The following is a 26,987-nucleotide window of genomic DNA, read 5'->3' as shown; positions in this document are numbered from 1 at the left end:
TTCACCACGGTTCGCGCTTAATACGGGTACTGAAACGACCGGCGCATACCGGGTATCGCGGAGGGTTGCATGAGCCTGGCCGACAAACTGGCCGAGGAAAGGCGCGCGCGTCTCGCGGCCGAGCGTCTGCTGGAACAGAAACAGGCCGAGCTTCACGCGGCAAACCGCAAGTTGGGCACGCACGCGCGCGCCTTGTCGGACGAAATACATGAAACGCGGGCCGAGGTCCGGACGGTCCGCGATGAAAACGAGCGCGTCAGATCCGACCTGACGCTCGCCAATCACAAGGTCGAGGTGGCCGAGCGCAGGCTTTGGCTTTCGATCGAGACGATCCAGGACGGGTTCGCCTTCTTTGATGCCGACAGTCGCATGATTGCCGCGAACAATTCCTGGCTGGGCGTTTTCGAGGGGCTCGAAGCCGTCACGCCCGGTGTAAGTTACGTCGAGATCCTGCAACTGGCCACTGAAGAAGGCATCGTGGACATCGGTGACACGCCGCCGCGGGCATGGCGTGAACGGATGCTCGACCGTTGGCAGAGCCCCGATCCCGAACCCGAGGTCATCCGGTTGTGGAACGGCGAATACGTCAAGCTCGTGGATCAGCGCGGGCACGGGGGCGACGTGGTCAGTCTCGCGCTCAACATCACCGAAACCGTCAGGTACGAACAAAAACTTCAGGACGCGCGCCGCAAGGCCGAGGCGGCCAACAGGGCCAAATCCTCGTTTCTTGCCAACATGAGCCACGAAATCAGGACGCCGATGAACGGCGTGGTCGGGATGGCGGACCTTCTGATGGATACAGACCTTGCAGAGGAACAGCGGCTCTACGCCTCGACGATCCGGAATTCGGCCGAGGCGCTGCTGGTGATCATAAACGACGTGCTGGATTACTCGAAGATCGAGGCCGACAAGCTGGTCCTGCACGCGGAACCGTTCGACCTTGAGCGCACGCTTCACGAACTTGTTCTGCTGGTGCAGCCCCGCGCGCGTGACAAGGGCCTCGATGTTCTGTTGGATTACGACATCCTGCTACCGACCCAGTTCGTCGGTGATCCGGGCCGGATCCGGCAGGTTCTCACCAACCTCGTCGGAAATGCGGTGAAATTTACCGAAAACGGGCACGTCCTGATCCGGGTCGTCGGATTTCGAGAGCGTGATAGCGACGATATGCGGCTCCATGTCAGCGTGGAGGATACCGGCATCGGCATCCCGGCTGACAAGATCGACCATGTGTTCGGCGAGTTCAATCAGGTTGATTCCGACCAGAACCGCAAGTTCGAGGGTACGGGCCTCGGCCTCGCGATATCGCGGCGGTTGATCTCGCTGATGGACGGCGAGATCTGGGTTGATTCCGAGGAAGGTGGCGGAACGACGTTCGGTTTCGCGATCACCCTGCCGCTGGCCGAGGCGCCCGCCCCCGAGTTCAGGGGGCTTTCGACGGCCTTGCGCCGGGCGCTTGTCGTCGAAAGCCACGCCGTCACGCGCTCGGTGATGGAACGTCAGCTTGACCTGCTCGGGGTCGAGACCGTGTCATGCAGCAGCCCGGCTGAGGCGGTGTCGCATTTCACCCGGGATCTCGACCTTGTCATCGTCGATCACGACATGCCCGAGCTGGACGGTTTCGACTTGGCGCGGCGGTTACGGGACACGAACAGCGATGCCGATATCCTGCTTCTGACGGAAAATGCCGTGCGCGCCGAACAGGACACGCGCCGCGGTGATGTACAGGCGGTTTTGCAGAAACCTCTGGCGCGCAGCGCTTTCTTTTCCGCGCTTCAGAGCGTTGCGCGCCCAGACGTCGCCGAAACGCCCGAGGCCGGGCGGGGTGATGATGGCACGCCCGAAGCCCCGCCGTTGCCCGTGGTCCCCCCGGACCATGACGCACGGCTGATGCGCGTCCTCGCCGCCGAGGACAATCGAACCAACCGCCTCGTGTTCAAGACGATGCTCAAAAACCTCGATATCGACCTGCGCTTCGCCGAGGACGGTGAGCAGGCTGTCGCGCTTTTCCAATCGTTCGGGCCGGACATCATCTTCATGGACATCTCGATGCCGGGCGTGGACGGAAAAGAGGCCGGCCGCCAGATCCGCCGGATCGAGGCGGAAACGGCGGGCCATGTGCCGATCGTGGCCATGACGGCCCACGCAATGGACGGCGACAAGGACGGGATACTGGCTGCCGGGATCGACGAATACCTGACGAAACCGCTCCGCAAGGCGGACCTTGTCACGATGATCGAGAAAGCCGTTACCGACGGGATGCACGCGCCGGTCACGGGCGGTCAGGCAGCTTCCTGACCGCGAACGAAAACCATGCGATCGCCTTCGGACAGGTCCTCGCGATAGGCATAGCCCCCCGTATCGAAATCCTTCAACGCATCACGATCGGTCAGCCGGTGCTGGATGATGTAGCGGGCCATCGCGCCGCGCGCCTTCTTGGCGTAGAAACTGACGATCTTCGGACCTTCGGGCTTGTCCTCCATGAACACCGGGGTGATCACCCGCAGCGCGAGCGCATCGGTGGCGACCGCCCCGAAATATTCCTGACTGGCGCAATTGACCAGCAGATCGGTTTTTAGATCGGCGGCTTGCGCGTTCAGGGCCTTCGCGATCTTGTCCTCCCAGAAATCGTAAAGCGTGCGGCCCCGGTCGGTTTTCAGGCGGCTGCCCATTTCCAGCCTGTAGGGTTGTATCGCGTCCAGCGGGCGCAGCACCCCGTAAAGCCCGGACAGGATGCGCAGATGCGCCTGTGCCCATTCCATCTCGTCAGCGTCGAGCGATGCGGCTTCCAGCCCTTGGTAGGTATCGCCCGCGAAGGCCAGCGCGGCCGGCTTCGCGTCCATGTGCCCGAAATCGGCGAACCGATCCGCATTGAGTTTCGCGAGGCTCTCGCTGATTTTCATCAACTTTTGCAACTCGCCCACATCGAGCGCTCCTGCCACCTTGGCAAGCTCCTCGGCCTCGGCGCTGAAATCCGGCGACGAGGGGGTGATGCCCTCCACGGGCGCCATGTCCATTTTCTTCGCGGGGGAGACAACGACCAGCATGAGAGGGTTCCTTCGCTTTTCGGGTAGAACCGGAACTTAGTCCGCCAGCCGAAGAACGTCCAGAAAGGCCGTCGCGAAACGTTCCGCGCGTTTCTCGCCCAAAAGGCGGGCCATCTCGGATTCGTTTCTTGGTCGCGCCGAGGCCACGCGCGCCAGTTGCGACGCGGAACAACTCAGCGGTTTGTCGGTCCCGGTTTCGCCGCGTGCCAGATCGTCCTGCGCCGCCTGCAAACGGTCGTAGAGCTGCCCGGACGGCTGTCCCGCCAGTTTGCGGCGCAACGGGTGTTCCTGTTGCCGGGCGCCGTTGATGACTTCCAGGAAATCGGTGCCGTGGCGTTCCAGTTTCTTCGCGCCCACGCCGTTGATCCGTGCCATGGCGTCAAGCGTGGCGGGCCGGGCCTGGGCCATCTCGATCAGCGTGCGATCATTGAAAACCACGTAAGCCGGCACGCCCGCCGCTTCGGCCAGTGCGCGTCTTTTCGCCTTGAGCGCTGACAGAAGCGGCGCATCTTCCTCGGCCACCAGTGCCTTGACGGCGGGGCGGCCCGCCTTCGTCGCCAGCGTGTCACGCCGTAGCGTGATGCCCGCTTCGTTGCGCAGGATCGGGCGCGCGTGCTCGGTCATCCGCAGGGCGCCATGGCGCTCGGGGTCCGGCCGGATCAGGTCATGGCCCATCATCTGGCGGAAAACGCCCTGCCAGCCACGCCGGTCGATGTCGCGGCCAACGCCGAATGTCGGCAGCGCGTCATGGCCCTGGTCACGCACCTTGTCGGTGGCGTTCCCCGTCAGGATATCGATGAGATGGCCCGCCCCGAAACGCTCGTTGGTGCGCAGGATGGCAGAGAGGGCTTTCCGCACCGCCTCGGTGCCGTCGAACGTGTCCGGCGGGCGTTCGCACAGGTCGCAGTTCCCGCAGTTTTCCGCCGTCTCGCCGAAATAACGCAACAAGGTGGCGCGACGGCAATCCAGTGCCTCTGCGAGGCCGAGAAGGGCGTTCAGGCGGGCATGATCGGCCATGCGCCGTTCGGGCGGGGCGAGCCCCTCGTCGATCTGGGAACGACGCAGGCGGATGTCGTCGGGGCCGAAAAGGGTCAGGGTTTCAGCCGGGGCGCCATCACGGCCGGCACGGCCGATTTCCTGGTAATAGGCTTCGATCGACTTGGGCAGATCCGCATGGGCAACCCATCGGATGTCGGGCTTGTCCACGCCCATGCCGAAGGCGACGGTCGCGACGACGACAAGCCCGTCCTCGGTGGCGAAGCGCGTTTCGACGTCGCGGCGGGCTTCGGGGTCCATGCCACCGTGATAGTGGCATGCGTTATGCCCTGCCTCATGCAGCGCCCGGGCCAGCGTTTCGGTGCGGGCCCGGGTCCCGCAATAGACGATGCCCGACTGGCCCTTGCGTTCGGCCACGAACTCCATGATCTGGCGGCGGGGACTGTCCTTGGCGGCAAAGGCCAGATTGATGTTCGGCCTGTCGAACCCGCGCAGGAATGTCCGGGGCGGGTCGCCGTCGAAGAGCTTCTCGACGATCTCGCTGCGGGTGTCGGCGTCGGCGGTCGCGGTGAAGGCCGCCAGCGGCACGCCAAGCGCGCGGCGCAATTCCCCGATGCGCAGGTAATCGGGGCGGAAATCATGACCCCACTGGCTGACGCAATGTGCTTCGTCCACGGCGATCAGCGACACGCCCGACCGGCGCAGCATCCCCAGCGATGCCCCGGCGGCAAGACGCTCGGGAGCGATGTATAGCAGCCTGAGCCGTCCTTCCGACAGCGCCTCCCATACCCCGCGGGTTTCATCTTCGGTATTGCCGGATGTCAGGGCGCCGGCCTCGACTCCGGCGGCGCGCAGCGCGCGCACCTGGTCGCGCATCAGCGCGATGAGCGGTGAAATGACCACCGTCAGCCCATCACGCATCAACGCGGGAAGCTGATAACATAGCGATTTCCCGCCACCCGTGGGCATGATGGCAAGCGTGTTTTGACCGCTCGTGACGGTCTGCACGATCTCTTCCTGCCCGGGGCGGAAGGCGTCGAATCCGAATATGTCCCGCAACAGCGTGGTAGCGCCTTGCATCTGAAAAGCCCGTATTTTCTCTGGTTACTCCGCTCTTGTCGCCGAGTTTTCCATACAGGGATACCGCAGGCAAGCCCCGCTTAGTAAAAGGCCGCCGCATTGTTGATGAGGATGATCCGGATCGCGTATACGCCGATCAGCGCCACAAGCGGCGCAACGTCAATGCCGGACATCGGGGGGATGATGCGCCTGATCTGGCTGTAAAGCGGCTCCAGCAACCGGTTGAGCATTTCCCATATTTGCGCGACGAGGGGTTGGCGCAGGTTGAGCACCTGGAAATTGATCAGCCAGCTCATGATGACATGTGCAATGATGAAGAACCACAGCACATCCAGTAGCAACAAAAGTATCTGGAACAGGGATTGCATGACGCGTCCTTGGATTTGCAGTGGTCAACACCTACGCGGGCGAGTTTGAAAGCGCAAGCATTGACGCAGGGTCGCGGTTGACGCGCTCGGGGTCGTAACGGCACAGCAGCGTTGAAAGGACCGTTTCGATGTATCCCGTGATCCGCCTTTTGTGGCAAGTTCTCAGGCACCGCAAATCGCCAGCGTTGCCCGTGACGGGCACGCATGTCTCCCATCACCTGTGCCTGCCGTGGGACATTGATTTGTGGATGGAGCTGAATAACGGGCGCACCCTGACGATTTATGATCTGGGGCGCATACCTCTGGCGATCCGTACGGGTCTGGTCATGGTCCTGCGGCGCGAAGGCTGGGGTCTGACCATCGCCGGAGCTTCCGTCCGGTACCGTCGCCGGATCCGGATGTTCGAGCAAGTGGAGATGCGTTCGCGCCTCGTAGGGTGGGATGAGCGGTTTTTCTATCTCGAACAGTCGATGTTCAAGGGTGACGACCAGTGCGCAAACCATATCCTTTACCGCGCCGCGGTAACGGGCAAGGGCGGTATCGTGCCGCCTGACAGGGTGTTTGCCGCGCTCGGCAACGCGCCGCCGGAGATGACGCTGCCGGGCTGGGTCACGGCCTGGATCGAGGCCGACGCGGCCCGGCCGTGGCCCCCGATGCAGGAATAACTTGCCTGCCGGTGCGCGAGCTTGTCATATCGCGGCACAACGAGCGGGGGCCGCATGGGTGAAATCTCGAAACGCAAACGCATCTGGGGCTGGTTCTTTTTCGACTGGGCCAGCCAGCCTTTCCATACCCTGCTCGTGACCTTCGTTTTCGGCCCCTTTTTCGCCGCGACGGCAACACGGTATTTCGCCGCCAACGGCCTGACGGAGGCGGCCGCCGATGCGCGTGCCCAAAGCCTCTGGTCCGTTTGCCTGACAGTGACCGGCCTCGTGATCGGGCTGGGGGCCCCGCTCATGGGCGCTCTGGCCGATACCGCGGGCCGCCGTCTGCCCTGGATCGTGGGCTTTTCGCTCATGTACGTGGCCGGGGCGGCCGGCATATGGTGGACCGATCCCGACGGGACGAACCTCTGGTGGGCCCTGCTCAGCTTCGGCATCGGTTTCATCGGTGCCGAATACGCGCTGATATTCATCAATTCGCAGCTTCCGTCACTGGGCACGCGGGAGGAAGTGGGCGCGCTCTCCGGGTCCGGTTTCGCGTTCGGCTATGTTGGCGGCGTGACGGCGCTGGCGGTCATGCTGGCCTTCTTCGTCGAGCAATCCGGCGGCAAGACCCTTGCCGGGCTGGACCCGGCCTTCGGCCTTGATGCCGCGCGCATGGAAGGCACGCGGTTCGTCGGGCCCTTCACGGCGGCATGGTACGCACTTTTCATGATCCCCTATTTTCTCTGGGTGCGTGACACGGGGCCACCTGCGCAGGGCCGTGGGGCCGGGGACGCGTTGCGCCTGCTGATCAAGTCGGTGAAGGCGCTGCGCCGCCGTGTCAGCCTTTCCGTTTATCTGGGCTCCTCGATGCTCTATCGCGATTCGCTGAATGGGCTGTACGGGTTCGGTGGCACCTATGCCATTCTCGTGCTTGACTGGAGCATCGTCTCGGTCGGCATCTTCGGGATCATCGGGGCAATCTCCGCCGCCGTCTTCAGCTGGATGGGTGGCATGGCGGACATGCGGTTTGGCCCGAAACCCGTGATCGTGGCGGCGATAACCGTTCTGGTGCTGGTATGCGTGACCGTTGTCGGCATGGATCGCGAACAGGTCTTCTGGATGCCGGTTTCCGACGGAACCAAGTTGCCGGACATCATCTTCTTCGGGTGCGGTGTCCTGATCGGCGGCTTCGGCGGGACGCTGCAGGCATCCAGCAGATCGCTCATGGTCCGCCACACCGATCCGGCCGCACCGACCGAGAGTTTCGGGCTCTACGGGTTATCAGGCCGCGCGACGGCGTTTCTCGCGCCCGCCCTGATCGGCGGGGTCACGACACTGACCGGCAGCGCGCGGATAGGCGTGTCACCCTTGATCGCGCTTTTCCTGTGCGGTCTTGTCCTGCTATATTGGGTGCGACCGGGGGGTGACGAGGACAGATGGGCCGTTACCTGAAACTGATGGTTCTGGCGCTCGGGCTGGCAGGGTGCAGCGAAGTGTCGCCCGACCTGCAGGGCGAGGCGCGGGCCGTCTCCACACGGAATATCCCCGAGGCCATGCGCGGTGTTCATGCGAAGACGCTTTTCGGCGGGCATCGCACGCCGTCGCGGCAGGTACCCGAGACGTTCGGCAGCTATGCCAAGGGCTGCATGGCCGGTGGCCGCGACCTGCCCGAGACCGGCCCGACATGGCAGGCGATGCGGCTGAGCCGGAACCGCAATTACGGACATCCCGAAACCATCGACTTCATACGCGACCTGTCGCGTTTCGCCGCCCGCCAGCCGGGATGGGCGGGGCTTTATATCGGCGACATCAGCCAGCCACGCGGCGGCCCCATGCTCAGCGGGCATCGCAGCCATCAGCTCGGGCTGGACGTTGATATATGGATGCGCCCCGCCACCCGGCTCGATCTCAGCCGGGCCGAGCGCGAGAGCATGTCCTCGATCTCGGTGCGGCGGCAGCGTGGTGCGTTCACGAACGACAAGTGGTCGTCCGAGCATCAGGCCATCTTGCGGGCCGCCGCGCGCGACGCGCGGACCGCGCGCATCTTCGTATTCCCCGGGGCCAAGGTGCGGATGTGCCGGGATGAAACGGGTGATCGCGCGTGGTTGCGCAAGATCAGGCCATGGTGGGGGCATCATTATCATTTCCACGTGCGGCTGAAATGCCCCGACGGCGCGCGGGGCTGTATCAATCAGGATCCCCCGCCACCGGGTGATGGCTGTGCACAGGCGCAGCAATGGGTCGAGAACATCCTCGACCCGCCGCCGCCCGATCCCGAGGCCCAACCTACCAAGCCCCGCCGCGAACTGAGGATGGGCGATCTGCCGCGGCAATGCGTGGGCGTTCTGCAATCCGACTAACGGTCGGGCGCGGACGGCCCATGTCAGAAGTACCCTCGAACCAGCCCGTCCGCGATCAGTGACCAGCCGTCTGCGATCACGAAGAAGGCGAGCTTGAAGGGCAGGGACACGATTGCCGGCGGCACCATCATCATGCCCATCGACATCAGGATTGCCGCCACCACCAGATCGATGATCAGAAAGGGCAGGAATACCAGAAAGCCGACCTGGAAGGCGCGGGAGATCTCGGACAAGAGGAAACTCGGCACAAGGATGGACAACGGGGCGTCCGGTGATGGTGTGGATACCTGCGGATCGGGCCGCAGGGCGGCCATCGCGCTGAAGGTTTCAGGCTCGACGCGGCCGGACATGAACTCGCGAAACGGCGCCAAGGCGCGCGTGATCGCGGTCTGTGTGTCGATGGCCTCCGCTGTCAGCGGCGCAATGCCCTTTTCCCATGCTTCCGAGAAAACCGGCTCCATCACGAAGTAGGTGAGAAACAGCGCAAGGCTGATGATGAGCATGTTCGGCGGGGATTGCTGCAAGCCGATCCCCTGTCTCAGGATGCCAAGCACGGTCACCATGAACGGGAAGCATGTGATCATGATCGCCAATCCGGGCGCGAGGCTCAGAACGGTAATCAGGAGGATCAGCTGGATGGTCCGCGTCGACAGGGATTCCCCCTCGCCAAGCGACAGAGATATCTCTTGCGCAAGGGCCGGTTGCGCCATCATGCAGAGCGTGATTGCCGCGCATGCGAGAGCGATGAACCGGCCCTGTGTCATCGTCATCCGAGCCCGTTCCGCAGGTCTGACACCTCGGTAAGGCGCACGGCGAGTTGTCCGGCCTGGTCACCGTCAAGCTCCTCGAGTTCACCGCGCGCGATCAGTCTTTCACCTACATAGAGCTCGACCGCGTCATCGACGCGCTTGTCGAGCGGCAGGACCGCGTCCTTCCCCAAGGTGAGCAACTCCTTGACCAGAGGCCTCGCCTTGCCGACGGAGATGGTGATCTCGATAGGTATTGACGAGAACGGGCTGGCCGAGGTCTCGGCCGGCTTCGTGTCTTTGTCCGCCATCAGGCTGTCTCCTTCAGTTGATCGTCAAGAAATTCGCTCACCGCATGACGGATGGCCGTGAGAACGGTCTCGGTATCTATCTCACGCTCGGCCCGCCCAAGGCGTACCTGAACCTGCCCGCTGCCGAGCGTCTTGTCGGCCACGATGGAAAGTTCGTGCTGAGGCATGGTTTCGGCGAGGCTCTCGAGCGCCTGTACGTTCTCGGGGGCAGTCACGATCTCGAAGCCTGCGGGACCATGGTGGCTGGCCATCCCGTCCAGCAGTTCCACGACCTGCTGGCCCAGTGTCTCCTGGGCCAGGCTGGGCAGCACAGTGTCGGTCATCTGGCGCAGAAGCGGTTCGAGCGAGGAAAGGACAGCAGTATAGGCTTCGTGGTAGGTGAAGCTCAGATCTTGCAGGTTCTGCGCGAAATCTGCCGATATTCTTCTCGCGTCTTCTGCCTGCGCGCTTGCGCTGTCATCCCAGCCGGCCTGGTAACCTTTCTCGAACGCCTCCAGGCGCGCTTCCTCTAGCGTGAGGTCGCTGGCATCGGCAGTTCCGCCCTGCATCAGGTCTCCGAAATCCTCCAGCATGTGGGCGATTGACATCATGCCTTCTCCTCTTCGCCCTCGAGCCAACTGCGCAGTATCTCGACGGTTTCATCTTGTCGCTCACCGATCAGGTCGCGCAGTCTTTGCACCTGCTGATCGTTCGGAGCCGGTGTCAAAGCGCCGCCGTCCGGGTTGCCACTCTCGCCGCTGCCTCCGATCATCGAGATGTCCTTGCGCCCGTTACCCTGCTGGATTTCGCCGGTCAGAGCAGCATTTTCGGCATTGCCGGTCGGCTCGCCGTCAGTGCCCGCGGGGCTGTCGGTCGCGGGGGAGGCCAGTCTCGGCGCGACCTGCTCAGAGGGCGCGCGCGTCAGGATGGGCCGGATCACGAACAGACCGAGTATGACAGCGACAATGCCAAGAACGACAGCCTGCAGCAGCGACATCGCGTCAATCGCGGTCCTGTCTAGGAAGGACTGGGACGATACGGTTCCGAGCGGCTCCGCCGGCTGGAACTGCAATGTCTTGATGGTGATCACGTCACCGCGGGATTCGTCAAAGCCGACTGCCGAAGCCACAAGTTGCTCAAGCGTCTCGATCTCCTCAGGGGACCGGGGCTGGAACGTCTCGACCCCGGCATCATTCGTGGTCATGGTTCCGTTGACGAGAACCGCGATGGTCATCCGTTCTATCTCGCCCGGGCCCCGCGTTATCTCGCGCCGGGTCTCGGAGACCTCGTAATTCACCCGTTCGCGTGTTTCGCTCGTCTCGCTCGAGGATGCTTCGCCGGTTGCCGCCTCGCCTTCCGGCAGGTTCGAGGCGACCGTGACTCCGCCGCCGCCCTTGTCTGAGGCGGAATCAGAACGTTCCTCTGTGTCGGTGCTGATCGCGACGCGGCTTTCCGGATCAATCCGTTTTTCCTGAATGCGCTCGGTGCTGGTTTCCGTGTCGAGGCTGACCTCGACCACCACGTTGCCCGGACCCACCCTTGCCTCAAGCATACGGCGCACGCTCTCGCGAAGCTCGTCCGCCCGTGAATCGGCCGTGTCCGGCCTCGCGCCGTCACCAGTGTCGACCAGGTCTCCCTTGGCGTCTATGATGGCGACGTTTTCGGTCGTCAGGCCGGGGACCGCGGAGGCCACGAGGAACCGCAGCGCGCGCGCGTGCCGCGTCTTGATCGCGTTGCCGGCCGTCACGAGCGACACCGATGCCGACGGCTTGACATCCCGCCGGAAAGGATTCGAGCCAGTTGTCGCGATGTGGACACGGGCGCTCGTCACCTCGGGATTGGCAACGATAGTCCGTGCGAGCTCTCCTTCCTTGGCGCGCCAGTAGGCCGCGTCGAACATCTGCGACGTGGTGCCGAAGCCGGACAGACCATCGAGCAATTCGTAGCCCTTGGTGCTGTTGGCCGGCAAACCTTCTCCGGCCATGATCATCCGCAATTCGTCGCGGCGCGCCGCGTCGACGAATATCGAATCGCCACGTACCTCGTAGCTGACACCTCGCCGCTCGAGGGCGTCAACCACTCCGGCGGCGCTGCCGTTTTTCAATCCGCCGAAGAGCAAGGCCATGCTGGGCGCGCTTGCCATTCTGGCCAATGCGAGTACCGCGACGAACATGACGGCGGTCGCGGCCACGATGCTGATTCTCTGGCGTTTGGTCATTCCTGACCACAGTTGCGCGAGCTGCTGCAATTGGGTGCCTCCTGTGCGTCGGCGTTCTGCCGAGGACACCGGCATCATTCGCCGATCAGACTTAACAATCGGTTAGCCTCTGACGGTCTATAGTGCCTTCCGAACAATCATGGAGGTTTCGTCATGGCCGATACGGAAACCGACGAAGGCGCCACATCGAAAAAGCGGTCCCGGCGGGCTGTGGTCCTGAGCTTCCTGCTCGCCATGATTGCGGGCGGAGGCAGTTTCGCGGCCGTCTACGCGGGTTTCATCCAGGTGCCCGGACGCGGCCCCGCGCCCGAGGTCGCGGCGCCACTGAATACCGGGGGCGAACCACCCGATGTCGATTTTCTACCGATCGACCCGCTGGTGATCTCGCTGAATGGTGAGGGACGTGGAGGTCACCTGCGCTTCAAGGGACAGCTGGAGGTCCGCAGCGACGCCAGCAGCGATGTGCAAAAGCTCATGCCGCGTGTCGTCGACGTGCTCAACACTTATCTACGCGCGTTGGAGGTCGGCGACCTGATGGATAGCGGTGCGCTCGTGCGCCTGCGCTCCCAGATGTTGCGGCGCATACAGATCGTCACCGGCGCCAACGCCGTGAACGATCTTCTCGTCATGGAATTTGTACTGAATTGAAAGGTGTGACTGATGGACGTGATAGCTGATATCCTGCTCGCCGCAGGTGCGATTGGCGCCGGTATCTACTGCTTTGTCCTCGCCCGGCGGCTGAGGCGGTTCAATGATCTCGAAAAGGGCGTCGGTGGTGCGGTGGCGGTGCTCTCGGCACAGGTTGACGAGCTCAATACGACACTCGAGACCGCACAGCAGACGGCCAGCCAGTCAACGCAGTCGCTGGATGGCCTCACCGACCGTGCCGAGAGCGTGGCCAAGCGGCTGGAACTGCTTGTCGCGTCGATGCACGACCTTCCCGATTCGGCGTCCGCCGCTCCGCCAGCGGGCCGTGATGACTCGACACCGGTATTCAGACGGCACGAGGAGCCCTCGCGAGAGGCCCACCAATGACCGCCGCCAACCCCGGCAAACGCCGCGCGAGCGGCCGCGGTGCCCTAGTCGTGCTGGCCGGCCTTTTGCTCGGCTCCGCTGTCCTAAGACTGGGTGATGATGCCGGGCGCGCGATGGCCCGGGTGCCTGATACGGCCGATGCAGATGAAACGACACGCGTGCCGGACATGGCGAATACCTGCGAAACGCCCGAGGACCTGGCACCATTGCTGGAGGCCGTCGATGCACGTGAGTCGTCCCTTGACGAACGGGAGGTCACGCTGAAGGCCAAAATGGAGGCACTCACCCTCGCCGATCGTCGCGTCAGCCGCAAGCTGGATGAATTGCAGGCTGCCGAGGATGAACTGAGGGACATGATAGCGTTGGCTGATGAAGCCGCCGAAGGCGATATCGACCGCCTGACCAAGGTTTACGAGAACATGAAGCCGGAACAGGCAGCGGCCCTGTTCGAGGAGATGGCACCGACCTTCGCAGCCGGATTCCTAGGCCGGATGCGCCCGCAGGCGGCCGCCGCGATCATGGCCGGGCTCAGCCCCGCCGCAGCCCATAGCGTCAGTGTCGTGATCGCCGGGCGGAATGCGAATGTTCCGACGGAATAGCCGGACATGGCTCAGGGATTCTTAACGGGGCGCTGGCACAGTGCTCATCGTCAACCGGGACGGAGTATTAGATGATCGGCATCGTTGGAATCGTTTGCGTCTTCGCGATGGTTTTCGGGGGGTACCTTGCTGCCGGCGGCAAGCTGGGGATCATCATGAAGGCGCTTCCTTTCGAATTCATGATGATTGGCGGCGCGGCGCTAGGTGCCTTCCTGATCAGCAACGACACGGCGGCGATCAAGAGCACGGGCAAGGACATCGCCAAGGTCTTCAAGGGGCCGAAATGGAAGCCGGAGGATTACCGTGATCTCCTGTGCCTGCTTTTCGAGCTCATCCGGCTTGCGCGGCAGAACCCCGTTGCGGTGGAGGAACATATCGAGGAGCCCGGGCAATCGGCCATTTTCGGAAAATATCCGAAGATCCTTACGGACAATGAGGCTGTCGGGCTGATCTGTGATACGATGCGCACCGCCGCGATGAACTATGATGACCCGCACCAGGTCGAGGAGGTTCTGGAAAAGCGGATGGATGCCACGCACCACCACGCCCTGCATTCCAGCCACGCGCTTCAGACAATGGCGGACGGCCTGCCGGCGCTCGGGATCGTCGCTGCCGTGCTCGGGGTGATCAAGACGATGGCCTCGATCGACCAGCCGCCCGAGATACTTGGGAAAATGATAGGCGGTGCACTTGTCGGCACGTTTCTGGGTGTTTTCCTTTCCTACGGTTTCGTCGGTCCCTTTGCCGGCAAGGTCAAGACGGTGGTCGAGGAAGACGCGCATTTCTACCAACTGATACGCGAAGTCCTCGTCGCCAACCTGCACAATCACGCGGCGAACATCTGCATAGAGGTCGGGCGCCAGAACACACCGGCCCACTATCGCCCAAGTTTTTCCGACCTGGAGGAGGCGTTGCGGACCGTGAAACAGGATGCGGCATGAAATCTGTTTTCCCGTGCACCCTGATATTGCTCATGCTGCTGGCGCAGCCGCTTCTCGGGCAGACAGTCCGGCTGCGTTCCGGTGAGCACGCGGATTTCACGCGGCTCGTGCTGGACCTGCCGGAAAGGGCGGACTGGACTCTCGAGGAGGTTCAAGGCGGTGTTTCCCTGACGTTTCCGGGGCGTGATTTCGAGTACGATGTTTCGCGGGTGTTCGACAGGATTCCGCGTACACGTCTCCAAGCTGTCGCAGCATCCGATACGGGATTGCGGCTGGACCTTGGATGCGATTGCCCGACGGACGTTTTCTTCCACGACGGATCGATGTTGGTGGTGGATATCCGTGACCGGCCCGAGGGCGCGACGGACCGCCAGGAAAACCACCGCGACGCTAAAAAGCGCGCCTCCGGGCGCGTTTTCCCGGCCCGTTTCCCTCGCAACAGCCGCCCGTCGGCGGCTGTTGCGTTGCTGGACCGGCACTTGCCCACGCTGGCCGTCGCGCCACGCCGTTTCGGGCCCGTGCGGCGAGAAACCGGCAGGCAAGCCGTGCTGCAGGCCGGGCGGCTCGTTTTCCGCGGGCTCGACAGGGCCGCGAGTCAAGGACTCCTCTCGAGGAAACCCCGGCCCGCCGATGGCGCGCCGTTGACGGCCCGGATCCGGAGGCCGTCGCATGCGGAAGACGAGAAACGGGCCAATGCCGACCGCCCCGCGGCATCCGGCACCTCCGAAAGCACGGCAACAGCCAATCTTGCTGCCCGGACCAGTATGGACCGGGATTTTCTTGATGCGGTATCGGTGCTTGAAAAGGCCGCCGGGGCCAACGCATGTCCGCCGCCGTCCCGCTTCGATGTGGCCGCATGGTCGGGGCCAGAAGGTTTCGAGGCCGAACTGGGGCGGCTACGGACCGCGCTTTTAGGCGAATTCGACCAGATCGATGAAAACGCCATCATCGATCTGGCGCAGTTCTACTTGCATTATGGCTTCGGTGCAGAGGCAGCGGCCGTACTGCGGATGTCTTCTGCGCGTGGGCAAGCGGTCGATATCCTGCAGGAGCTTTCGCGCATCGTGGATGGACGGCCTGTTCCCCGCGACTCCGCTCTGGGCCGGTATGCTGGCTGCGGGGACCGCGAGGCGTTCTGGTCGTTCATGGGGGTCGGCGCCGCGCGAACCGGTACGCCACTTCAAACCGAGGCCGTGATCAGGGGCTTCGTCGAATTGCCCGGACATTTGCGTGCGACCCTGGGTCCGACGCTTTCGAAGCAATTCGCGGCCGCCGGGCATCCCGCCGCAGCCCATGCCGTAAGGCGCATTCTTGCACGTGGGCTCGGAAACGGGACAGAAGGCGCGCCCGGCCCCGGAACGACGGTCCAATCCGGCCCGGGCGCAGCTGACGAGAACGATTTGCGGGCGATGATAGACGCAAACGACAAGGATTCTCCTGATGCTCTCATCCGCCTGATCGATCTTAAATTGAATGAGAAGGCGCAGATTTCTTACGACCTCGCGCAACTTGCAGGGTCTTTCGCCCAGGAATACCGGGAACTCCCCCTCGGTGACGAACTGTCGCGAGTCTACCTGCTGGCGCTTGCCTCTTCGGGCGCGTTCGATGAGGCGTTCGATGAATACCACAGGCTTCGTGATGACATTGCCGCCGACCGGCGCCGCGAAATTCGCGACGGGCTGTTCCATCACCTTACGGACTCGGCGCCGTCAGCGGTATTCCTGCGCCATGTATTCGCAGACAGCGCCGGTGGGCCGGCAGGTACTGCGTCCGCAACGCTTAACGGTGTCATTGAACGCTTGTTGCAGTACGGCTTCGCTGCGCGAGCGCAAGTGTTGGCCGCCTTGCCCGCGCCGGAAACGGGCGGCCGCGCACGCGCGGTGTTGCGCGCGCGGATCGCGCTCGAACGTGGCTTGCCGCAACAATCCGAATCGCATCTGATGGGGCATGAAGGCCGCGACGTGGCCCGGCTTCGGGCGCGCGCGCGTGACTTGGCCGGTGATCACCGGAATGCCTATGAACTTTTCATGCAAGCCGGGGCGGTCGAGCAAGCTGCCGAGGCGGCCTTCCGGGCAGAGGACTGGGACGCGTTGCGCGACATCGCGGGAACCGAAGGGGTTTCGAGGCCCGATCTCGCGGCCATTGCCGAGAGCATGGGGCAACCCACCGATGCAGCGGACGCGCCGGGAGCCGGCACCCTTGCGGCCAAGAGGACCTTGATCGCTGACAGCGAGGAAATGCGCGGATCTTTCAGGACTCTTTTCGACCAGCGCGGGATCAACGCCGGACTGGCCGAGTAGACGGCCACGCATCCGGTTACCGAATCTAAATCCCACGACCCTACCGTGGAACCGGATCGCAGAAAGCGGTTTCGAACGGGAAAATTCAATACCATGCGTCTTGCCACTTGCCTGTTCTCGGTCTTTTTTTGCCGGCTTGGCACCAATACGGCCCGTACGGCCCGAATGCCGCGTCGCAAGGAGCGCGTGCTGGTCCGGTTTGTGCTGGCCGGTGCCGTATTCTCCATCTTCGCCGCGCCCGTTGATGCGTCGAGAACGGCTGCCGTCTGCGATGCGGCCGCCCGCCGTGCCGCGGCGGAAAGCGGTGTGCCGGTCGATGTTCTGAAATCCATCACGAGAACCGAGACAGGCCGCACGAGGGATGGCCGGCTCGAGCCTTGGCCATGGGCCGTCAACATGCAGGGTGAGGGACGATGGTTCGATACCATGGATGCCGCCCTTGCCCATGTCCTCACGAACTTCAACCAAGGCGCGCGCAATTTCGATGTCGGCTGCTTCCAGATCAACTACAGATGGCACGGCGCCGCGTTCGAGTCACTGCGACAGATGTTCGATCCTCTTGAAAATGCGCGGTATGCCGCCAGCTTCCTCGCACGCCTTCACGACGAAACGCGGGACTGGTCGCAGGCCGCCGGCGCCTATCATTCCAGAACGCCCAGACATGCCAAGCGCTATCGCGCGCGCTTCGACCGCATTTTCGAACGTGTCCGGGAGGGGCTCACCTCCGGCAGTGTCGCGCGGACCAGCGATGCCGTGCGCAAGGACGTGCCGCGCGGGACCGCGCGAAACGGCTTCCGGCTTCTGCAGCGCAAGGCGGGCCGACAGACCCTTGGGTCACTTGTCCCCTTGGAGGATGGATCCGCCAGTGCGATGATCAATCTCGACAGGGATGCCGGGGGTATCTGATATGTCTGTGTTCGGTGACCCCGCGAAGTTCTTTCAACCAACGGTCTTGCTCGCGCTTGCCTTGATGGCGATCATCATCATGATGATCCTGCCGATGCCGGCCTGGGTCCTCGATATCGGTCTGGCGGCGTCTTTCGCGCTCGCCATTCTCATCTTCACCGTGACGCTCTTCATCGAGAAACCGCTGGATTTCTCGGCCTTCCCGACTGTCCTGCTCGCGTCATTGATGCTGCGGCTGTCTCTAAACGTGTCCTCGACGAAACTCATTATCGGCGAGGGGCACGCCGGGACCGGGGCCGCGGGCGGGGTAATCGAAGGGTTCGCCAACTTCGTCATGGGCGGTAGCATCTTTCTGGGTCTCGTGGTTTTCGGGGTTCTGCTCATCGTCAATTTCATGGTCATCACCAAAGGCGCCGCGCGGATGGCCGAGGTGGGGGCACGCTTCGCGCTGGACGGGATGCCGGGCAAGCAGCTTGCGATTGACAGCGATGTCTCGGCGGGGGCGATCGACCATAACGAGGCGCGGGAGAGGCGGCAGCGCGAACAACAGGAAACGACATTTTTCGGGTCACTCGACGGCGCATCGAAATTCGTCAAGGGTGACGCGATCGCCGGGCTTCTGATCACGCTGCTCAACCTGGTGATGGGCCTGATCATGGGCGCGGTCGTACATGACATGCCCTTGGGCGAGGCGTTCGAGACCTACACCATCCTCACGGTTGGCGACGGGCTCGTCACGCAAATTCCCGCGGTCGTGATTTCGATCGCCTCGGCGCTCCTTCTGGCACGGGGCGGCACGCAGGGCGCGACGGATCTCGCCATCGTAGACCAGTTCGGCCGCCACCCGCAGGCCATCGCGACCGTGGCGGTGCTCATGGTGCTTTTCGCCCTTGTCCCGGGACTGCCATTCCTGCCTTTCCTGCTGGGCGGGGTCGTTCTGGGCTTTGCCGCCATTTACCTCGCCCGCACCGTGCCCGCCGAGGCCGAGACCGGCCCGGAACCGTCGCAAGTGCCCGAGGAGCCGGGCAAGTCCATCGGGGACATTCTCGAACTCGACGACATCCATGTCGAGTTCTCCCCGGACCTCGTCGACATGATCCTTGATTCCGGTGTCGGCCTCGATGCGCGTATCGAGAACATGCGCCGCCATATCGCCGAGAATTTCGGTCTGATCCTGCCGGAAATCCGGCTCACGGATGATCCCGGCCTTCCGAGCGGAGTGTATCTGGTCCGCGTGCAGGGCGTCGAACAGGCCCGCGGCACATTGCGATCCGACCATGTGCTGGCACTGGATCCCGACGGGCAGGGCGACCTGCCCGCCGGCGATGACGTGAGCGAACCGGTCTATGGCGCGCCGGCGAGATGGATCAGCGATACCGCGCGGGACAACGCGGCGTTGTCGGGTGTCACGCTGGTGACCCCTGCCGAGGTGCTGGCGACGCATCTTCTGGAAGTCATCAAGGGCAATCTCGACCGGTTGCTGACAATGAAATCCCTGCAGCGGCTGCTCGACGAGATGGTGAGGCTGTCCGATCCCGCACGCGCCGAGGCCAACCGGAAATTGCTGGACGAGCTGGTGCCGGACCGCGTGCCAACGGACCTTCTGCATGCCGTGCTCAGGCTGCTGCTAGCCGAACAGGTTTCGATCCGCAACCTGCCGCTCATCCTTGAAGCCACGGCCGAGGCAAGGCAAACGCATGCCCGCCCCGAGATGATCTGCGAACACGTGCGGCAGAGGCTCGGGTTCCAGCTGGTCGCGGGGCTGCAGCGACAGGACGGAAGCTTGCCGCTGATCCAGCTCGCACCGGAATGGGAAGATACGTTCACCGCCTACCAGGTGGACGGGGACAAGGGCAAACTCGATGTCGCCCTGCCGCCGGAGATGTTCCATTCCCTCACGAGCGGTGTCGCCGAGCAGGTCGGCCGCGCGGCGGATCATGGGGTCGCGCCGGCCGTCGTGACATCGACCATCCGGCGGCGCTTCCTGCGGACGATCCTGTCCGCCAAGAACATCGGCGTTCCAGTCCTTTCATTTGAAGAAATAGGCGTCACGGCCACACCGTCGCTTGTCGGCATGGTGGACGCCCCGTCATGACGGCCGAGGCACTTGCGCATCTCCGTGAGCTTTTCTGGCTGCATGCCATCGTCTTCTTGCGGGTAGGCCCTGTCATGTCGTTGTTTCCCGGTTTCGGCGAACAATCGGTCCCGGTCCGTGTCAAGCTCGTGCTGGCAGTCGCTTTCACTGTCGTCTCGGCGCCCTTGATCGCCCCCGAGGTCTCGACACGCCTTTCCACCATGCCGGGATACGCGCGGCTGGCACTCGTCGAAACCGGCATAGGCCTCCTCCTCGGGATCGGGGTGCGGCTTTTCATCATCGCGCTGCAGACATGCGGGGCCATCGCGGCACAGGCGACATCGCTGGCGCAGATACTGGGCGCCGCGGGCGTGACACCGCTGCCGGCTCTTGGGCATTTTCTCGTGGTCGGTGCGCTCGCACTGGCCATGGTGCTCGGGCTACACGTCCGGGTGACCGAGATGCTCGTGCTGAGCTATCGCGTGCTGCCGCTCGGGGTGGTGCCGGATCCGGGCGTCATTGCCGAATGGGGCGTCGCCCGGATCGCGCAGGCCTTTTCCCTCGCCTTCATGCTCGCCGCGCCGTTCGTTCTCGTGTCGCTCGTCTACAATCTGACCCTCGGCGTAATAAACAGGGCGATGCCGCAGCTTCTCGTGGTGTTCGTGGGGGCGCCTGTCATCACCGGGGCCGGGCTTTTCCTGCTCTATTTGCTGGCACCGACGATGCTCGGCATCTGGGCGGAGGCGCTCTTCGGCTTCGTTGAAAATCCTTTCGGGGGGTGACGGATGGCCGAACAGGACGACGAAACGGACAAGCCACATGATCCGACACAGCAGAAGCTGGACGAGTTGCGGCAGAAAGGCGACATCGCCCGCTCCGCCGATCTGGTGACCGCGGGGGGGTACGCCGGATTCCTCTTGGCCGCCTTGGCATTCGGCCAGCAAAGCGTCGCCCATCTGGGCACCAGCCTGATGACACTCATTGACCAGGCGCCGGGCTTCGCGCCTCTTTTCTTCGGCGGCGGCGCGACCGCGCCGGTCGGCGGACTGCTGGGCGCGGTGGCGATGGCGCTTGGCGCCTGGATTCTCCTGCCGGCCGGCATGGCGCTTCTCGCCGCCTTTGCGCAGCGCGGAATGGTATTCTCGCCCGACAAGCTCAGGCCGCGCCTCTCCCGGATCGACCCGATCCGCAACGCCGGCAACAAGTACGGCTGGTCCGGCCTTTTCGAATTCGCCAAGAGTTTCGCGAAGCTGCTTCTTTTCTCGACGCTCCTCGGGGCCTTCCTCACGTTCAGGCTGTCGGACATGGCCGGCGTCCTGCACGGCGATCCACGGATCGTCGGGTCCGTCATGGGGGCCATGCTGACGGAGTTCATGCTGGTCGTGGTGCTGATTTCGCTCGGGATCGGGGCGGTGGATTACCTGTGGCAGCGGCATGATCATCTCAGGCGCAACCGCATGTCCCAGAAGGAGATGAAGGACGAGCACAAGAAGCACGAGGGCGACCCCCACATCAAGCAGGAACGCCGCCAGCGGGCCGCGCGCATGACATCCGACCAGTCGGTTGCGGACGTGGCCGATGCCGATGTGGTGCTGGTCAACCCGACGCATTTCGCTGTCGCCCTGAAATGGAGCCGTTCGCCCGGGTCTGCGCCTGTATGCGTGGCGAAGGGGCAGGATCATCTGGCGCAGGCGATCCGTAGCGTGGCCGACGACAATGGTGTGCCTGTCCGGAGCGATCCGCCGACAGCGCGCGCGCTTTATGCGGTGACCGAGGTCGGCCACGAGATCGCGCCGGAATACTACCGCCCGGTCGCGGCGGCCATCCGTTTTGCCGAGGCGATGCGGCGCAAGGCAGGCGCGCGCGGGGCATGAGGCGTCACGACGATGACATCGCGCAATTGACCGGGCTTGTCCTTCAGGCGCGACAGGCGGAACTGCGGGCCGTGGCCACCGAGGAGGCGGCGCTGCGCCGAGCTCTTGCCGCTCTCGAAGAGCGGCGGCACGCCGGGGCACTGCGTGACCCGGATCACATGGAGGCCCGGAGTATCGGGGCCGACGTGGCGTGGCGCGGCTGGATGGAGGCGAAACGTGCCGAGATGAACCGGCAACTCGCGCTTGTTCTCGCCCGGAAGTCGCACCAGACGGCCCGCGTCACGGTGGCCCACGGTCGGGATCAGGCGGCGACCCTCATGCGGGACGCGGCCGTGCGACAGCAACACCATCGCAGGCAGCAGAGACAGGATTTGCAGGCGGATCATTTGATCGCGCTGACGGCCGCCGCGCCGCGGCGCCGCTGAGCGGGCGCCAGACTCGCGGCGGCCGCGCACCGGCCGGCCCGGTCAGACGTCCTGTCGGGCGATGTCAGTGACAAGGACTCCCTTGGCGGTGTCGCCAAGCACGCCGCGGGCCGTCTCGAAGAGCGAGGTGCGCAGCACATCCATGTTCCGCGCATCGGTGAAACGGCCCTCGAACCCGCCGAGATTCGCGTGGTCGAAAAGAACCTGCAATAACGCGTCCCGCAATTTCGGCTCGCGCGTATAGACAGTTTCCGCGCTGCCTTGCGCGACTTCCACGCTCAGCGACATGACAACCAGCGCATCGACCCTGTCCTCGGTGACGATGGGGACGACGAACTGGTTGTTCAGCTTCACGTATTCGAGCGCGGTTGCATCTTCCGCGGTCGCGTTCGGCGGCGTCGCCTTCTGGTCCGGCTTCGCGGCTTCCGCGGTGGATCGGCTGCTTTCGGAACCCGCCTTGAGGAAGTAGCCGGCGCCCGCGCCGCCGACAACGGCCAGCAGGGGCACGGCGGCAAGAAGAAGTGTCCGGATCATGGAACCTCCTAGAAAGGTAGAACAGCGTCGAGTATCTGCTGGCCGTATCGCGGCTGCTGCACATCCGTGATCTGTCCGCGGCCGCCGTAGGAAATCCGCGCCGAGGCGATCTTGTCATAAGTGATCTGGTTCCGGCGCGAGATGTCTTCGGGGCGGACATATCCCGTCACCAGCAGTTCGCGCAGTTCAAAGTTCACGCGGATTTCCTGTGACCCCTGAATTGCCAGAACCCCGCTCGGCAATACCTGCATCACGGTGGCGGCCATCCTCAGGGTCAGTTCCTCGCGGCGGCTGACGCTGCCGTCGCCGCCCGTCTGGCTGCCCGAGTCCACGGAAACGGCGTTACCCAGCGATGCGCCCTCTGGCAATTCACGGTCGAGGCGTTGCGGTATCCCCAGAAGCTGGGGAATCGAGAGATTTTCGGAGGACGACCGCGAGCGGGAGGTGGAATTCGAAATCTCGGCCTCCTCGTCGATCTCGATGACGACGGTCAGGATGTCGCCCCGCTTCCTCGCCCGCCTGTCACCCAGCAGCGAATGCCGCCCGCCACTCCACAGCGAGGACCGGTGCGTCGAGGCTGCCGGCGTTGTTTCCAGCGGCAGGCCGGGGTTTAGCATGGCGACCTGTTCGTCGGAATCGAGCGTCGGGGTGAAATCCGGCGGTTTGCCAAGGTGGTCCAACCGGCCGCAGGCAGCGGTTATGGTCAGCAGCCCGAGAACGGCAAATGGGGGGAGACGCATGTTTTCTCCTACTCGGAAACGATTATGTCGCCTGTTTCGGACACGCGCCCGAAAACGGTTGTTCTGGAGGACAGGTTCATCACCCTCACGCGCTCCCCGGCGCCCGCGCGCGATAGCGACCGTCCTTCGGTCAAGATGCGCAGCGCTCCCTGCAGGTAGACAAGTGTCACGATCTGGTTGCGCGCAACGATCGCAGGTGCGCCGACGTCCGCGCGGCGTATCGGACGGCCCGCGTACAGGCTGACCCGGGCTTCCTTGCCGATCAGGTCCTCCGGGGCGGCACCGCCGGGGATCGTGCCGGGCTTGATTGCGATGTCGGTTGCGGTCAGTACGGTGTTCGCGCGGATCGTGTGCGCGGCCACGACGTAATCCGCCCAAGCCGGTGGCGCGGAGACAAGGAGCACGAGACAGGCCAGCCGTTTCATCAACGCACCTGCGTGGTCGCGCCAAGCATCTGGTCCGCGGCGGATATGACCTTGGCGTTGAGCTCGTAGCCGCGCTGCGCCTCGATGAGTTCGGTGATCTCGCGAACGGCGTCGACCGAGCTGTCCTCGAGATAGCCCTGCCGGAGGACGCCCAGCCCGTCCTGCCCCGGCGCCGAGATGACCGACGGTCCCGAGGCTTCGGTTTCGAGGAACAGGTTGCTGCCCATCGCCTCCAGCCCCTTAGGATTCGTGAACCCCGCGAGCGAGAATTGGCCCAGAAGTTGCGGCTCCGCGGTTTCCTGGAAGAAGGCGAAAACCTCGCCGTCGGCATTGATCGAGATGCTGCGGGCATCCTCCGGAATCGTGATTTCCGGGATCACGGGATAGCCGTCGGACGTGACGATCAGGCCGTCGGCCGTACGCTTCAGGGCGCCGTCGCGCGTATAGGCCGACTGGCCCGAGGGCAGGGTGACCTCGAGGTAGCCGTTGCCCTCGATCGCGAGGTCCAGGTCGCCGTTCGTGGCCGAGAGCGATCCTTGGGACAAGTGTACCGAAACCGCCGCCGGCCTGACACCGAGGCCGAGCTGGACACCGGTCGGCAGCACCGTGCCATCGGCGGCGTTCACCGTACCTGCGCGCGCGAACTGCTGGTAATGAAGATCCGAGAATTCCGCGCGGCGCGTATTGTAGCCGGTTGTCGACATGTTGGCGAGGTTGTTCGAGATCGTTTCGACACGCATTTGCTGGGCAGCCATCCCGGTCGCGGCGATTTGCAAGGCACGCATGAGTGTATCCTGTCTTATCTGGTAAGGGTTTCGATGGCCGAGCGGATGCGCTCGTTCTCGGCGTCGAGGAAGCTTTGCCCCAGCTCATAGGCGCGCTGTATCTCGACCATGCGCGCGACCTGGGTCACCGGGTCGACATTGGCGCTTTCCACGAAACCTTGCAGGATGCGCGGCTCCGCCACCGGCTCCAAGGGACCTTCGGTCCGGAACCGGACGCCGTCTTCGCGTTGCAGGTCCAGACGGTCTGCCGGCATCACGATCCCGATCTGCGCCAGCGGACGTCCGTCGGCGGTGATCGTGCCGTCGCTGGCGACGCTGACATCCCGCGCGTCCGGTGGCACGAATATCGGGGCGCCACCGGCGTCGAGCACCGGGAAGCCGTCGCTCGTCATCACGTCGCCTGCGCCCGACAGCGTGAAGTTGCCCGCGCGGGTGAGGCGCGGGCCTTCGGCCGTCTGGACCTGGAAGAACCCGTCGCCCTCGATCGCGAAATCGAGCCGCGCGCCCGTCTCCCGGAGCGAGCCTTGGCTCAGTGACGTGTTGCTGATGCTGGCATGCGGCATCGACAGCGGCGGGCCCTCCCGCGTTTTCTTGACGTGTTCGGCAAAAACGAGGCCTTCCTGCCGGAACCCGGCCGTGGAGGCGTTGGCGATGTTGTTGGCCACCACCTGCAACTCGCGTATCAGGCCCGATTGGCGTGACAGGGTCGCGTATCCTGCGTTTTCCATCCTAACCTCCTATGATCAGCGGAATGAGCCGATCCTGGAAAAATGAAACGATCGCTTGTGTCATGAAGCCCATGGTGAGCCAGAAAACGGCAGCGATGGCGGCCAGTTTCGGCACGAAGGTCAGTGTCAGTTCCTGGATCGACGTCAGCGCCTGGAATAGCCCGACGATCAGGCCGGCCAGCAATGCGACGGTCAGGATCGGGAACGAGACGATGACGGCAACCCAGAGCCCCTGTCGCATCGTGTCGAAGAAGAAGATCTCGTCCAGCATCGTCAGACCGGCATCCTCAGGATTTGCTGATAGGCCTCGACGACACGGTCGCGCACCGTGACGGCCGTTTCCACCGCCAGTTCCGTTTGCGCCAGGGCCTGGACAAGGGCATGCGGATCCGCCTCGCCGGTCATCGCGGACGTCGCTTGTTCCTCGCTCTCGCGCAAGGTCGCGGCGAAATCCCTCGCCATGCCGGCAAAGGTGTCCGACGCGGTGCCGGTCGCCGGCTCAGCCTCGGTGGCGGGGCGGGACGCGGCATATTTCTGAACCGCGTCGATCGTGCTTACATCCATTCTGGACCTCCGTTTCCATGTGTTTCAGGGCTATCTGCGCAGCAGATCCATCAGGCCCGAGGACATCTTTCGCGTTTGTTCGAAAACCTTCAGATTGGCCTCGTAGCTGCGTTGCGCCTCGCGCGCGTCGGCGAGCTCGATCACGAGGTTGACGTTCGAGCCCTTGTAATGGCCTGTCCCGTCAGCCAGCGGATGGGCCGGGTCGTGAACCTGTTCCAGCGCGCTGCGGTCGAGCGTTACGCGCGCTGCGGCCACGTTTACGGTGCCCGTCGCGGGGTCGCTTCGGGTTTCGAAATTCACCAGCTTGCGGCGATATCCCGGCGTGTCCGCGTTCGCGATGTTTTCGGACACGTGCCGAAGCCGCTGTGCCTGGGCTTTGAGCCCACCGGTAGCGAGATCAAGCGCGTTCGTGAATCCGGTCATTGTCCTGGTCCCTTACTGGCGGCCAAGAGCCGTGCGCAGCACGGTCAGGGACGATCGGTAGATCGCGATGGCGCGGTCGTGCTGGCGTTTGACGTCAACCGCTTTCAGCATCTCGGTTTCCAGGGAGACGGAATTCCCATTCGGATCGGCGACGGCATCGTGGCGTTCGCGCGCGGGCGGCAGGCCCGAATTGCCCTGCGGCGCCAGCATGTGGCCAGCCCGGGTGACGACGGGGCGAAAACCCTGCGGGCCCTGCCGGTGGATTTCCGCGAACGCCGGCAGGTCCTGGGCGGCATATCCCGGCGTGTCGGCGTTGGCCATGTTCTGTGCCACGAGTGTTTGCCGGGCCCCGGCATGGCTGGCCATGGCATGGGCTGTCTTGAAGATATCGAGATTCTGGAACATCGGGATTCTCCCTCGGTGCGTTTCAATCAAGGCTTAACCGTGATTCCTTTAGAAATTGTTTTCGGGAAATTTGCGGAGAGCGCGATGCAGCGAAATCCACTTGCCGGCCTCGGGGCTGAAATCGCCGACTTGCGGTCTGTTCACGTCGTCGGGCGCGTGACCGGCATCGATGACGGGCTTGTCCGGATCGGGGGCGTGTCCGACAGTGCGGCGCTCGGGGATCGGGTACGTCTTTTCAGGCGAGACGGGGCGACCGTACCGGGCGAGGTTGTCCGGCTTGGCGAAGCGGACGTGACGGTTCTGCCCGAGGCCCTGCCGGAGGGAATCGCACGGGGTGACCGCGCGGTTCTGAAGGGCGCTTCGGGCATCGCGCCGTCCGATGACTGGATCGGGCGCGTTGTCGACCCGTATGGCCGACCGCTGGACGGCCGGCCGCTGTTTCCCGGCACCGCGCCGCGCGACCTGCGCGCGCCGCCC

The 26,987-nt window shown here is 63.9% G+C and carries 30 protein-coding genes and 1 pseudogene; 15 read left to right on the top strand and 16 right to left on the bottom strand.

Annotation, left to right across the window (positions count from 1 at the left end; translation table 11 throughout):
- The first annotated feature begins 69 nt into the window (after positions 1-69).
- On the top strand, positions 70-2,298 hold the full coding sequence (locus ACH107_RS11265; RefSeq protein WP_412505940.1) for a response regulator: 2,229 nt from the start codon (positions 70-72) through the stop codon (positions 2,296-2,298).
- Here ACH107_RS11265 and yaaA read toward each other — a convergent pair.
- The 3 genes from yaaA to ACH107_RS11250 form a co-directional block, all read right to left on the bottom strand.
- Positions 2,283-3,047 carry a peroxide stress protein YaaA gene (gene yaaA / locus ACH107_RS11260; protein WP_412505939.1) on the bottom strand — a complete coding sequence of 255 codons (765 nt, stop codon included), beginning with the start codon at positions 3,045-3,047 and terminating at the stop codon, positions 2,283-2,285. The two genes, ACH107_RS11265 and yaaA, sit on opposite strands and share 16 nt — an antisense overlap.
- 36 nt (positions 3,048-3,083) lie before the next feature.
- Positions 3,084-5,123 carry a DNA helicase RecQ gene (recQ, locus tag ACH107_RS11255; protein ID WP_412505938.1) on the bottom strand — a complete coding sequence of 680 codons (2,040 nt, stop codon included), beginning with the start codon at positions 5,121-5,123 and terminating at the stop codon, positions 3,084-3,086.
- An 80-nt stretch (positions 5,124-5,203) separates the two neighbouring features.
- Complete coding sequence (locus ACH107_RS11250; RefSeq protein WP_412505937.1) at positions 5,204-5,491, bottom strand: YggT family protein; 288 nt, start codon at positions 5,489-5,491, stop codon at positions 5,204-5,206.
- Between the two features lie 128 nt (positions 5,492-5,619).
- Between ACH107_RS11250 and ACH107_RS11245 the strand changes: the two genes are divergently transcribed.
- The 3 genes from ACH107_RS11245 to mepA are packed head-to-tail and all read left to right on the top strand — an operon-like array spanning position 5,620 to position 8,498.
- Entirely contained in the window at positions 5,620-6,156 is a 537-nt protein-coding gene (locus tag ACH107_RS11245) for an acyl-CoA thioesterase (protein WP_412505936.1), read from the top strand.
- 54 nt (positions 6,157-6,210) lie between these two features.
- A complete protein-coding gene (locus tag ACH107_RS11240; protein WP_412505935.1) occupies positions 6,211-7,590 on the top strand; it encodes an MFS transporter in 1,380 nt (459 codons plus the stop codon).
- Positions 7,575-8,498 (top strand): penicillin-insensitive murein endopeptidase, encoded by a 924-nt coding sequence (gene mepA, locus ACH107_RS11235; protein ID WP_412505934.1) that lies wholly within the window; start codon positions 7,575-7,577, stop codon positions 8,496-8,498. The genes ACH107_RS11240 and mepA overlap by 16 nt, the downstream gene beginning before the upstream one ends.
- 23 nt (positions 8,499-8,521) lie before the next feature.
- On the opposite strand, the gene fliP is transcribed toward mepA, so the two are convergent.
- The 4 genes from fliP to fliF are packed head-to-tail and all read right to left on the bottom strand — an operon-like array spanning position 8,522 to position 11,782.
- Positions 8,522-9,262, bottom strand: coding sequence for a flagellar type III secretion system pore protein FliP (gene fliP, locus ACH107_RS11230; RefSeq protein WP_412505944.1), 741 nt, complete (start codon positions 9,260-9,262; stop codon positions 8,522-8,524).
- A gap of 2 nt (positions 9,263-9,264) precedes the next feature.
- Positions 9,265-9,555 (bottom strand): FliM/FliN family flagellar motor switch protein, encoded by a 291-nt coding sequence (locus ACH107_RS11225; protein ID WP_412505933.1) that lies wholly within the window; start codon positions 9,553-9,555, stop codon positions 9,265-9,267.
- Entirely contained in the window at positions 9,555-10,142 is a 588-nt protein-coding gene (locus ACH107_RS11220; protein WP_412505932.1) for a flagellar biosynthesis protein, read from the bottom strand. The genes ACH107_RS11225 and ACH107_RS11220 overlap by 1 nt, the downstream gene beginning before the upstream one ends.
- Positions 10,142-11,782: a flagellar basal-body MS-ring/collar protein FliF gene (fliF, locus tag ACH107_RS11215; protein ID WP_412505931.1), complete on the bottom strand. Its 1,641-nt coding sequence runs from the start codon at positions 11,780-11,782 to the stop codon at positions 10,142-10,144. Before fliF ends, ACH107_RS11220 begins: the two co-directional genes overlap by 1 nt.
- Positions 11,783-11,905: 123 nt before the next feature.
- Here fliF and fliL point away from each other — a divergent pair, with 123 nt between their 5' ends.
- From fliL to ACH107_RS11165, 10 genes are all read left to right on the top strand, one after another.
- Positions 11,906-12,400 carry a flagellar basal body-associated protein FliL gene (fliL, locus tag ACH107_RS11210; protein ID WP_412505930.1) on the top strand — a complete coding sequence of 165 codons (495 nt, stop codon included), beginning with the start codon at positions 11,906-11,908 and terminating at the stop codon, positions 12,398-12,400.
- A 12-nt stretch (positions 12,401-12,412) separates the two neighbouring features.
- The gene (locus ACH107_RS11205) at positions 12,413-12,787 is read left to right on the top strand and encodes a hypothetical protein (RefSeq protein ID WP_412505929.1); all 375 of its coding nucleotides are present in this window, start codon (positions 12,413-12,415) and stop codon (positions 12,785-12,787) included.
- Positions 12,784-13,386, top strand: a complete 603-nt coding sequence (locus ACH107_RS11200; RefSeq protein ID WP_412505928.1) for a MotE family protein — start codon at positions 12,784-12,786, stop codon at positions 13,384-13,386. The genes ACH107_RS11205 and ACH107_RS11200 overlap by 4 nt, the downstream gene beginning before the upstream one ends.
- 71 nt (positions 13,387-13,457) lie before the next feature.
- The gene (gene motA, locus ACH107_RS11195; protein ID WP_412505927.1) at positions 13,458-14,327 is read left to right on the top strand and encodes a flagellar motor stator protein MotA; all 870 of its coding nucleotides are present in this window, start codon (positions 13,458-13,460) and stop codon (positions 14,325-14,327) included.
- Entirely contained in the window at positions 14,324-16,627 is a 2,304-nt protein-coding gene (locus tag ACH107_RS11190) for a hypothetical protein (protein WP_412505926.1), read from the top strand. Before motA ends, ACH107_RS11190 begins: the two co-directional genes overlap by 4 nt.
- 186 nt (positions 16,628-16,813) lie before the next feature.
- Complete coding sequence (locus tag ACH107_RS11185; protein ID WP_412505925.1) at positions 16,814-17,533, top strand: transglycosylase SLT domain-containing protein; 720 nt, start codon at positions 16,814-16,816, stop codon at positions 17,531-17,533.
- A 1-nt stretch (position 17,534) separates the two neighbouring features.
- Complete coding sequence (flhA, locus tag ACH107_RS11180; protein ID WP_412505924.1) at positions 17,535-19,628, top strand: flagellar biosynthesis protein FlhA; 2,094 nt, start codon at positions 17,535-17,537, stop codon at positions 19,626-19,628.
- Entirely contained in the window at positions 19,625-20,389 is a 765-nt protein-coding gene (locus ACH107_RS11175) for a flagellar biosynthetic protein FliR (protein ID WP_412505923.1), read from the top strand. The genes flhA and ACH107_RS11175 overlap by 4 nt, the downstream gene beginning before the upstream one ends.
- A gap of 3 nt (positions 20,390-20,392) precedes the next feature.
- On the top strand, positions 20,393-21,481 hold the full coding sequence (locus ACH107_RS11170) for a flagellar biosynthesis protein FlhB (protein ID WP_412505922.1): 1,089 nt from the start codon (positions 20,393-20,395) through the stop codon (positions 21,479-21,481).
- Positions 21,478-21,906 carry a hypothetical protein gene (locus ACH107_RS11165; protein WP_412505921.1) on the top strand — a complete coding sequence of 143 codons (429 nt, stop codon included), beginning with the start codon at positions 21,478-21,480 and terminating at the stop codon, positions 21,904-21,906. The genes ACH107_RS11170 and ACH107_RS11165 overlap by 4 nt, the downstream gene beginning before the upstream one ends.
- 42 nt (positions 21,907-21,948) lie before the next feature.
- Here ACH107_RS11165 and ACH107_RS11160 read toward each other — a convergent pair whose 3' ends face one another.
- Genes ACH107_RS11160 through ACH107_RS11120 form a run of 9 tightly spaced genes read right to left on the bottom strand, consistent with a single transcriptional unit; the run spans position 21,949 to position 26,510 of the window.
- Positions 21,949-22,440, bottom strand: a complete 492-nt coding sequence (locus ACH107_RS11160; protein WP_412505920.1) for a flagellar basal body-associated FliL family protein — start codon at positions 22,438-22,440, stop codon at positions 21,949-21,951.
- Positions 22,441-22,448: 8 nt separating this feature from the next.
- Positions 22,449-23,180, bottom strand: coding sequence for a flagellar basal body L-ring protein FlgH (gene flgH, locus ACH107_RS11155; RefSeq protein ID WP_412505919.1), 732 nt, complete (start codon positions 23,178-23,180; stop codon positions 22,449-22,451).
- Between the two features lie 8 nt (positions 23,181-23,188).
- Complete coding sequence (flgA, locus tag ACH107_RS11150) at positions 23,189-23,605, bottom strand: flagellar basal body P-ring formation chaperone FlgA (RefSeq protein ID WP_412505918.1); 417 nt, start codon at positions 23,603-23,605, stop codon at positions 23,189-23,191.
- Positions 23,605-24,390 (bottom strand): flagellar basal-body rod protein FlgG, encoded by a 786-nt coding sequence (flgG, locus tag ACH107_RS11145; protein WP_412505917.1) that lies wholly within the window; start codon positions 24,388-24,390, stop codon positions 23,605-23,607. Before flgG ends, flgA begins: the two co-directional genes overlap by 1 nt.
- A gap of 14 nt (positions 24,391-24,404) precedes the next feature.
- Complete coding sequence (locus tag ACH107_RS11140) at positions 24,405-25,118, bottom strand: flagellar hook-basal body complex protein (protein ID WP_412505916.1); 714 nt, start codon at positions 25,116-25,118, stop codon at positions 24,405-24,407.
- 1 nt (position 25,119) lies between these two features.
- A complete protein-coding gene (locus ACH107_RS11135) occupies positions 25,120-25,389 on the bottom strand; it encodes a flagellar biosynthetic protein FliQ (RefSeq protein WP_412505915.1) in 270 nt (89 codons plus the stop codon).
- 2 nt (positions 25,390-25,391) lie between these two features.
- Entirely contained in the window at positions 25,392-25,682 is a 291-nt protein-coding gene (fliE, locus tag ACH107_RS11130; protein ID WP_412505914.1) for a flagellar hook-basal body complex protein FliE, read from the bottom strand.
- A 30-nt stretch (positions 25,683-25,712) separates the two neighbouring features.
- A complete protein-coding gene (gene flgC, locus ACH107_RS11125) occupies positions 25,713-26,105 on the bottom strand; it encodes a flagellar basal body rod protein FlgC (RefSeq protein ID WP_412505913.1) in 393 nt (130 codons plus the stop codon).
- A gap of 12 nt (positions 26,106-26,117) precedes the next feature.
- A complete protein-coding gene (locus ACH107_RS11120; protein WP_412505912.1) occupies positions 26,118-26,510 on the bottom strand; it encodes a FlgB family protein in 393 nt (130 codons plus the stop codon).
- A gap of 84 nt (positions 26,511-26,594) precedes the next feature.
- On the opposite strand from ACH107_RS11120, the pseudogene fliI reads away from it, so the two are divergent.
- Positions 26,595-26,987 (top strand): annotated as a pseudogene (gene fliI / locus ACH107_RS11115) (flagellum-specific ATP synthase FliI); the annotation flags it as partial.

This window comes from Roseovarius halophilus (ex Wu et al. 2025), from assembly GCF_047086965.1.
The sequence above is the reverse complement of the archived record's forward strand: the minus strand, read 5'-3'. Positions and strand labels throughout refer to the sequence as shown.

Bases quoted from the DNA above. Each gene is read 5' to 3' on its own strand.
- ACH107_RS11245 (WP_412505936.1), top strand. From the start codon at position 5,620: ATGTATCCCGTGATCCGCCTTTTGTGGCAAGTTCTCAGGCACCGCAAA.
- fliL (WP_412505930.1), top strand. From the start codon at position 11,906: ATGGCCGATACGGAAACCGACGAAGGCGCCACATCGAAAAAGCGGTCC.
- ACH107_RS11220 (WP_412505932.1), bottom strand. From the start codon at position 10,142: ATGTCAATCGCCCACATGCTGGAGGATTTCGGAGACCTGATGCAGGGC.
- ACH107_RS11250 (WP_412505937.1), bottom strand. From the start codon at position 5,491: ATGCAATCCCTGTTCCAGATACTTTTGTTGCTACTGGATGTGCTGTGG.
- ACH107_RS11225 (WP_412505933.1), bottom strand. From the start codon at position 9,555: ATGGCGGACAAAGACACGAAGCCGGCCGAGACCTCGGCCAGCCCGTTC.
- ACH107_RS11190 (WP_412505926.1), top strand. From the start codon at position 14,324: ATGAAATCTGTTTTCCCGTGCACCCTGATATTGCTCATGCTGCTGGCG.
- ACH107_RS11170 (WP_412505922.1), top strand. From the start codon at position 20,393: ATGGCCGAACAGGACGACGAAACGGACAAGCCACATGATCCGACACAG.
- ACH107_RS11240 (WP_412505935.1), top strand. From the start codon at position 6,211: ATGGGTGAAATCTCGAAACGCAAACGCATCTGGGGCTGGTTCTTTTTC.
- ACH107_RS11175 (WP_412505923.1), top strand. From the start codon at position 19,625: ATGACGGCCGAGGCACTTGCGCATCTCCGTGAGCTTTTCTGGCTGCAT.
- ACH107_RS11160 (WP_412505920.1), bottom strand. From the start codon at position 22,440: ATGATCCGGACACTTCTTCTTGCCGCCGTGCCCCTGCTGGCCGTTGTC.
- ACH107_RS11140 (WP_412505916.1), bottom strand. From the start codon at position 25,118: ATGGAAAACGCAGGATACGCGACCCTGTCACGCCAATCGGGCCTGATA.
- ACH107_RS11205 (WP_412505929.1), top strand. From the start codon at position 12,413: ATGGACGTGATAGCTGATATCCTGCTCGCCGCAGGTGCGATTGGCGCC.
- flgC (WP_412505913.1), bottom strand. From the start codon at position 26,105: ATGACCGGATTCACGAACGCGCTTGATCTCGCTACCGGTGGGCTCAAA.
- ACH107_RS11135 (WP_412505915.1), bottom strand. From the start codon at position 25,389: ATGCTGGACGAGATCTTCTTCTTCGACACGATGCGACAGGGGCTCTGG.
- mepA (WP_412505934.1), top strand. From the start codon at position 7,575: ATGGGCCGTTACCTGAAACTGATGGTTCTGGCGCTCGGGCTGGCAGGG.
- ACH107_RS11165 (WP_412505921.1), top strand. From the start codon at position 21,478: ATGAGGCGTCACGACGATGACATCGCGCAATTGACCGGGCTTGTCCTT.
- yaaA (WP_412505939.1), bottom strand. From the start codon at position 3,047: ATGCTGGTCGTTGTCTCCCCCGCGAAGAAAATGGACATGGCGCCCGTG.
- flgH (WP_412505919.1), bottom strand. From the start codon at position 23,180: ATGCGTCTCCCCCCATTTGCCGTTCTCGGGCTGCTGACCATAACCGCT.
- flhA (WP_412505924.1), top strand. From the start codon at position 17,535: ATGTCTGTGTTCGGTGACCCCGCGAAGTTCTTTCAACCAACGGTCTTG.
- motA (WP_412505927.1), top strand. From the start codon at position 13,458: ATGATCGGCATCGTTGGAATCGTTTGCGTCTTCGCGATGGTTTTCGGG.
- recQ (WP_412505938.1), bottom strand. From the start codon at position 5,123: ATGCAAGGCGCTACCACGCTGTTGCGGGACATATTCGGATTCGACGCC.
- fliP (WP_412505944.1), bottom strand. From the start codon at position 9,262: ATGACACAGGGCCGGTTCATCGCTCTCGCATGCGCGGCAATCACGCTC.
- flgA (WP_412505918.1), bottom strand. From the start codon at position 23,605: ATGAAACGGCTGGCCTGTCTCGTGCTCCTTGTCTCCGCGCCACCGGCT.
- ACH107_RS11200 (WP_412505928.1), top strand. From the start codon at position 12,784: ATGACCGCCGCCAACCCCGGCAAACGCCGCGCGAGCGGCCGCGGTGCC.
- ACH107_RS11265 (WP_412505940.1), top strand. From the start codon at position 70: ATGAGCCTGGCCGACAAACTGGCCGAGGAAAGGCGCGCGCGTCTCGCG.
- flgG (WP_412505917.1), bottom strand. From the start codon at position 24,390: ATGCGTGCCTTGCAAATCGCCGCGACCGGGATGGCTGCCCAGCAAATG.
- ACH107_RS11120 (WP_412505912.1), bottom strand. From the start codon at position 26,510: ATGTTCCAGAATCTCGATATCTTCAAGACAGCCCATGCCATGGCCAGC.
- fliE (WP_412505914.1), bottom strand. From the start codon at position 25,682: ATGGATGTAAGCACGATCGACGCGGTTCAGAAATATGCCGCGTCCCGC.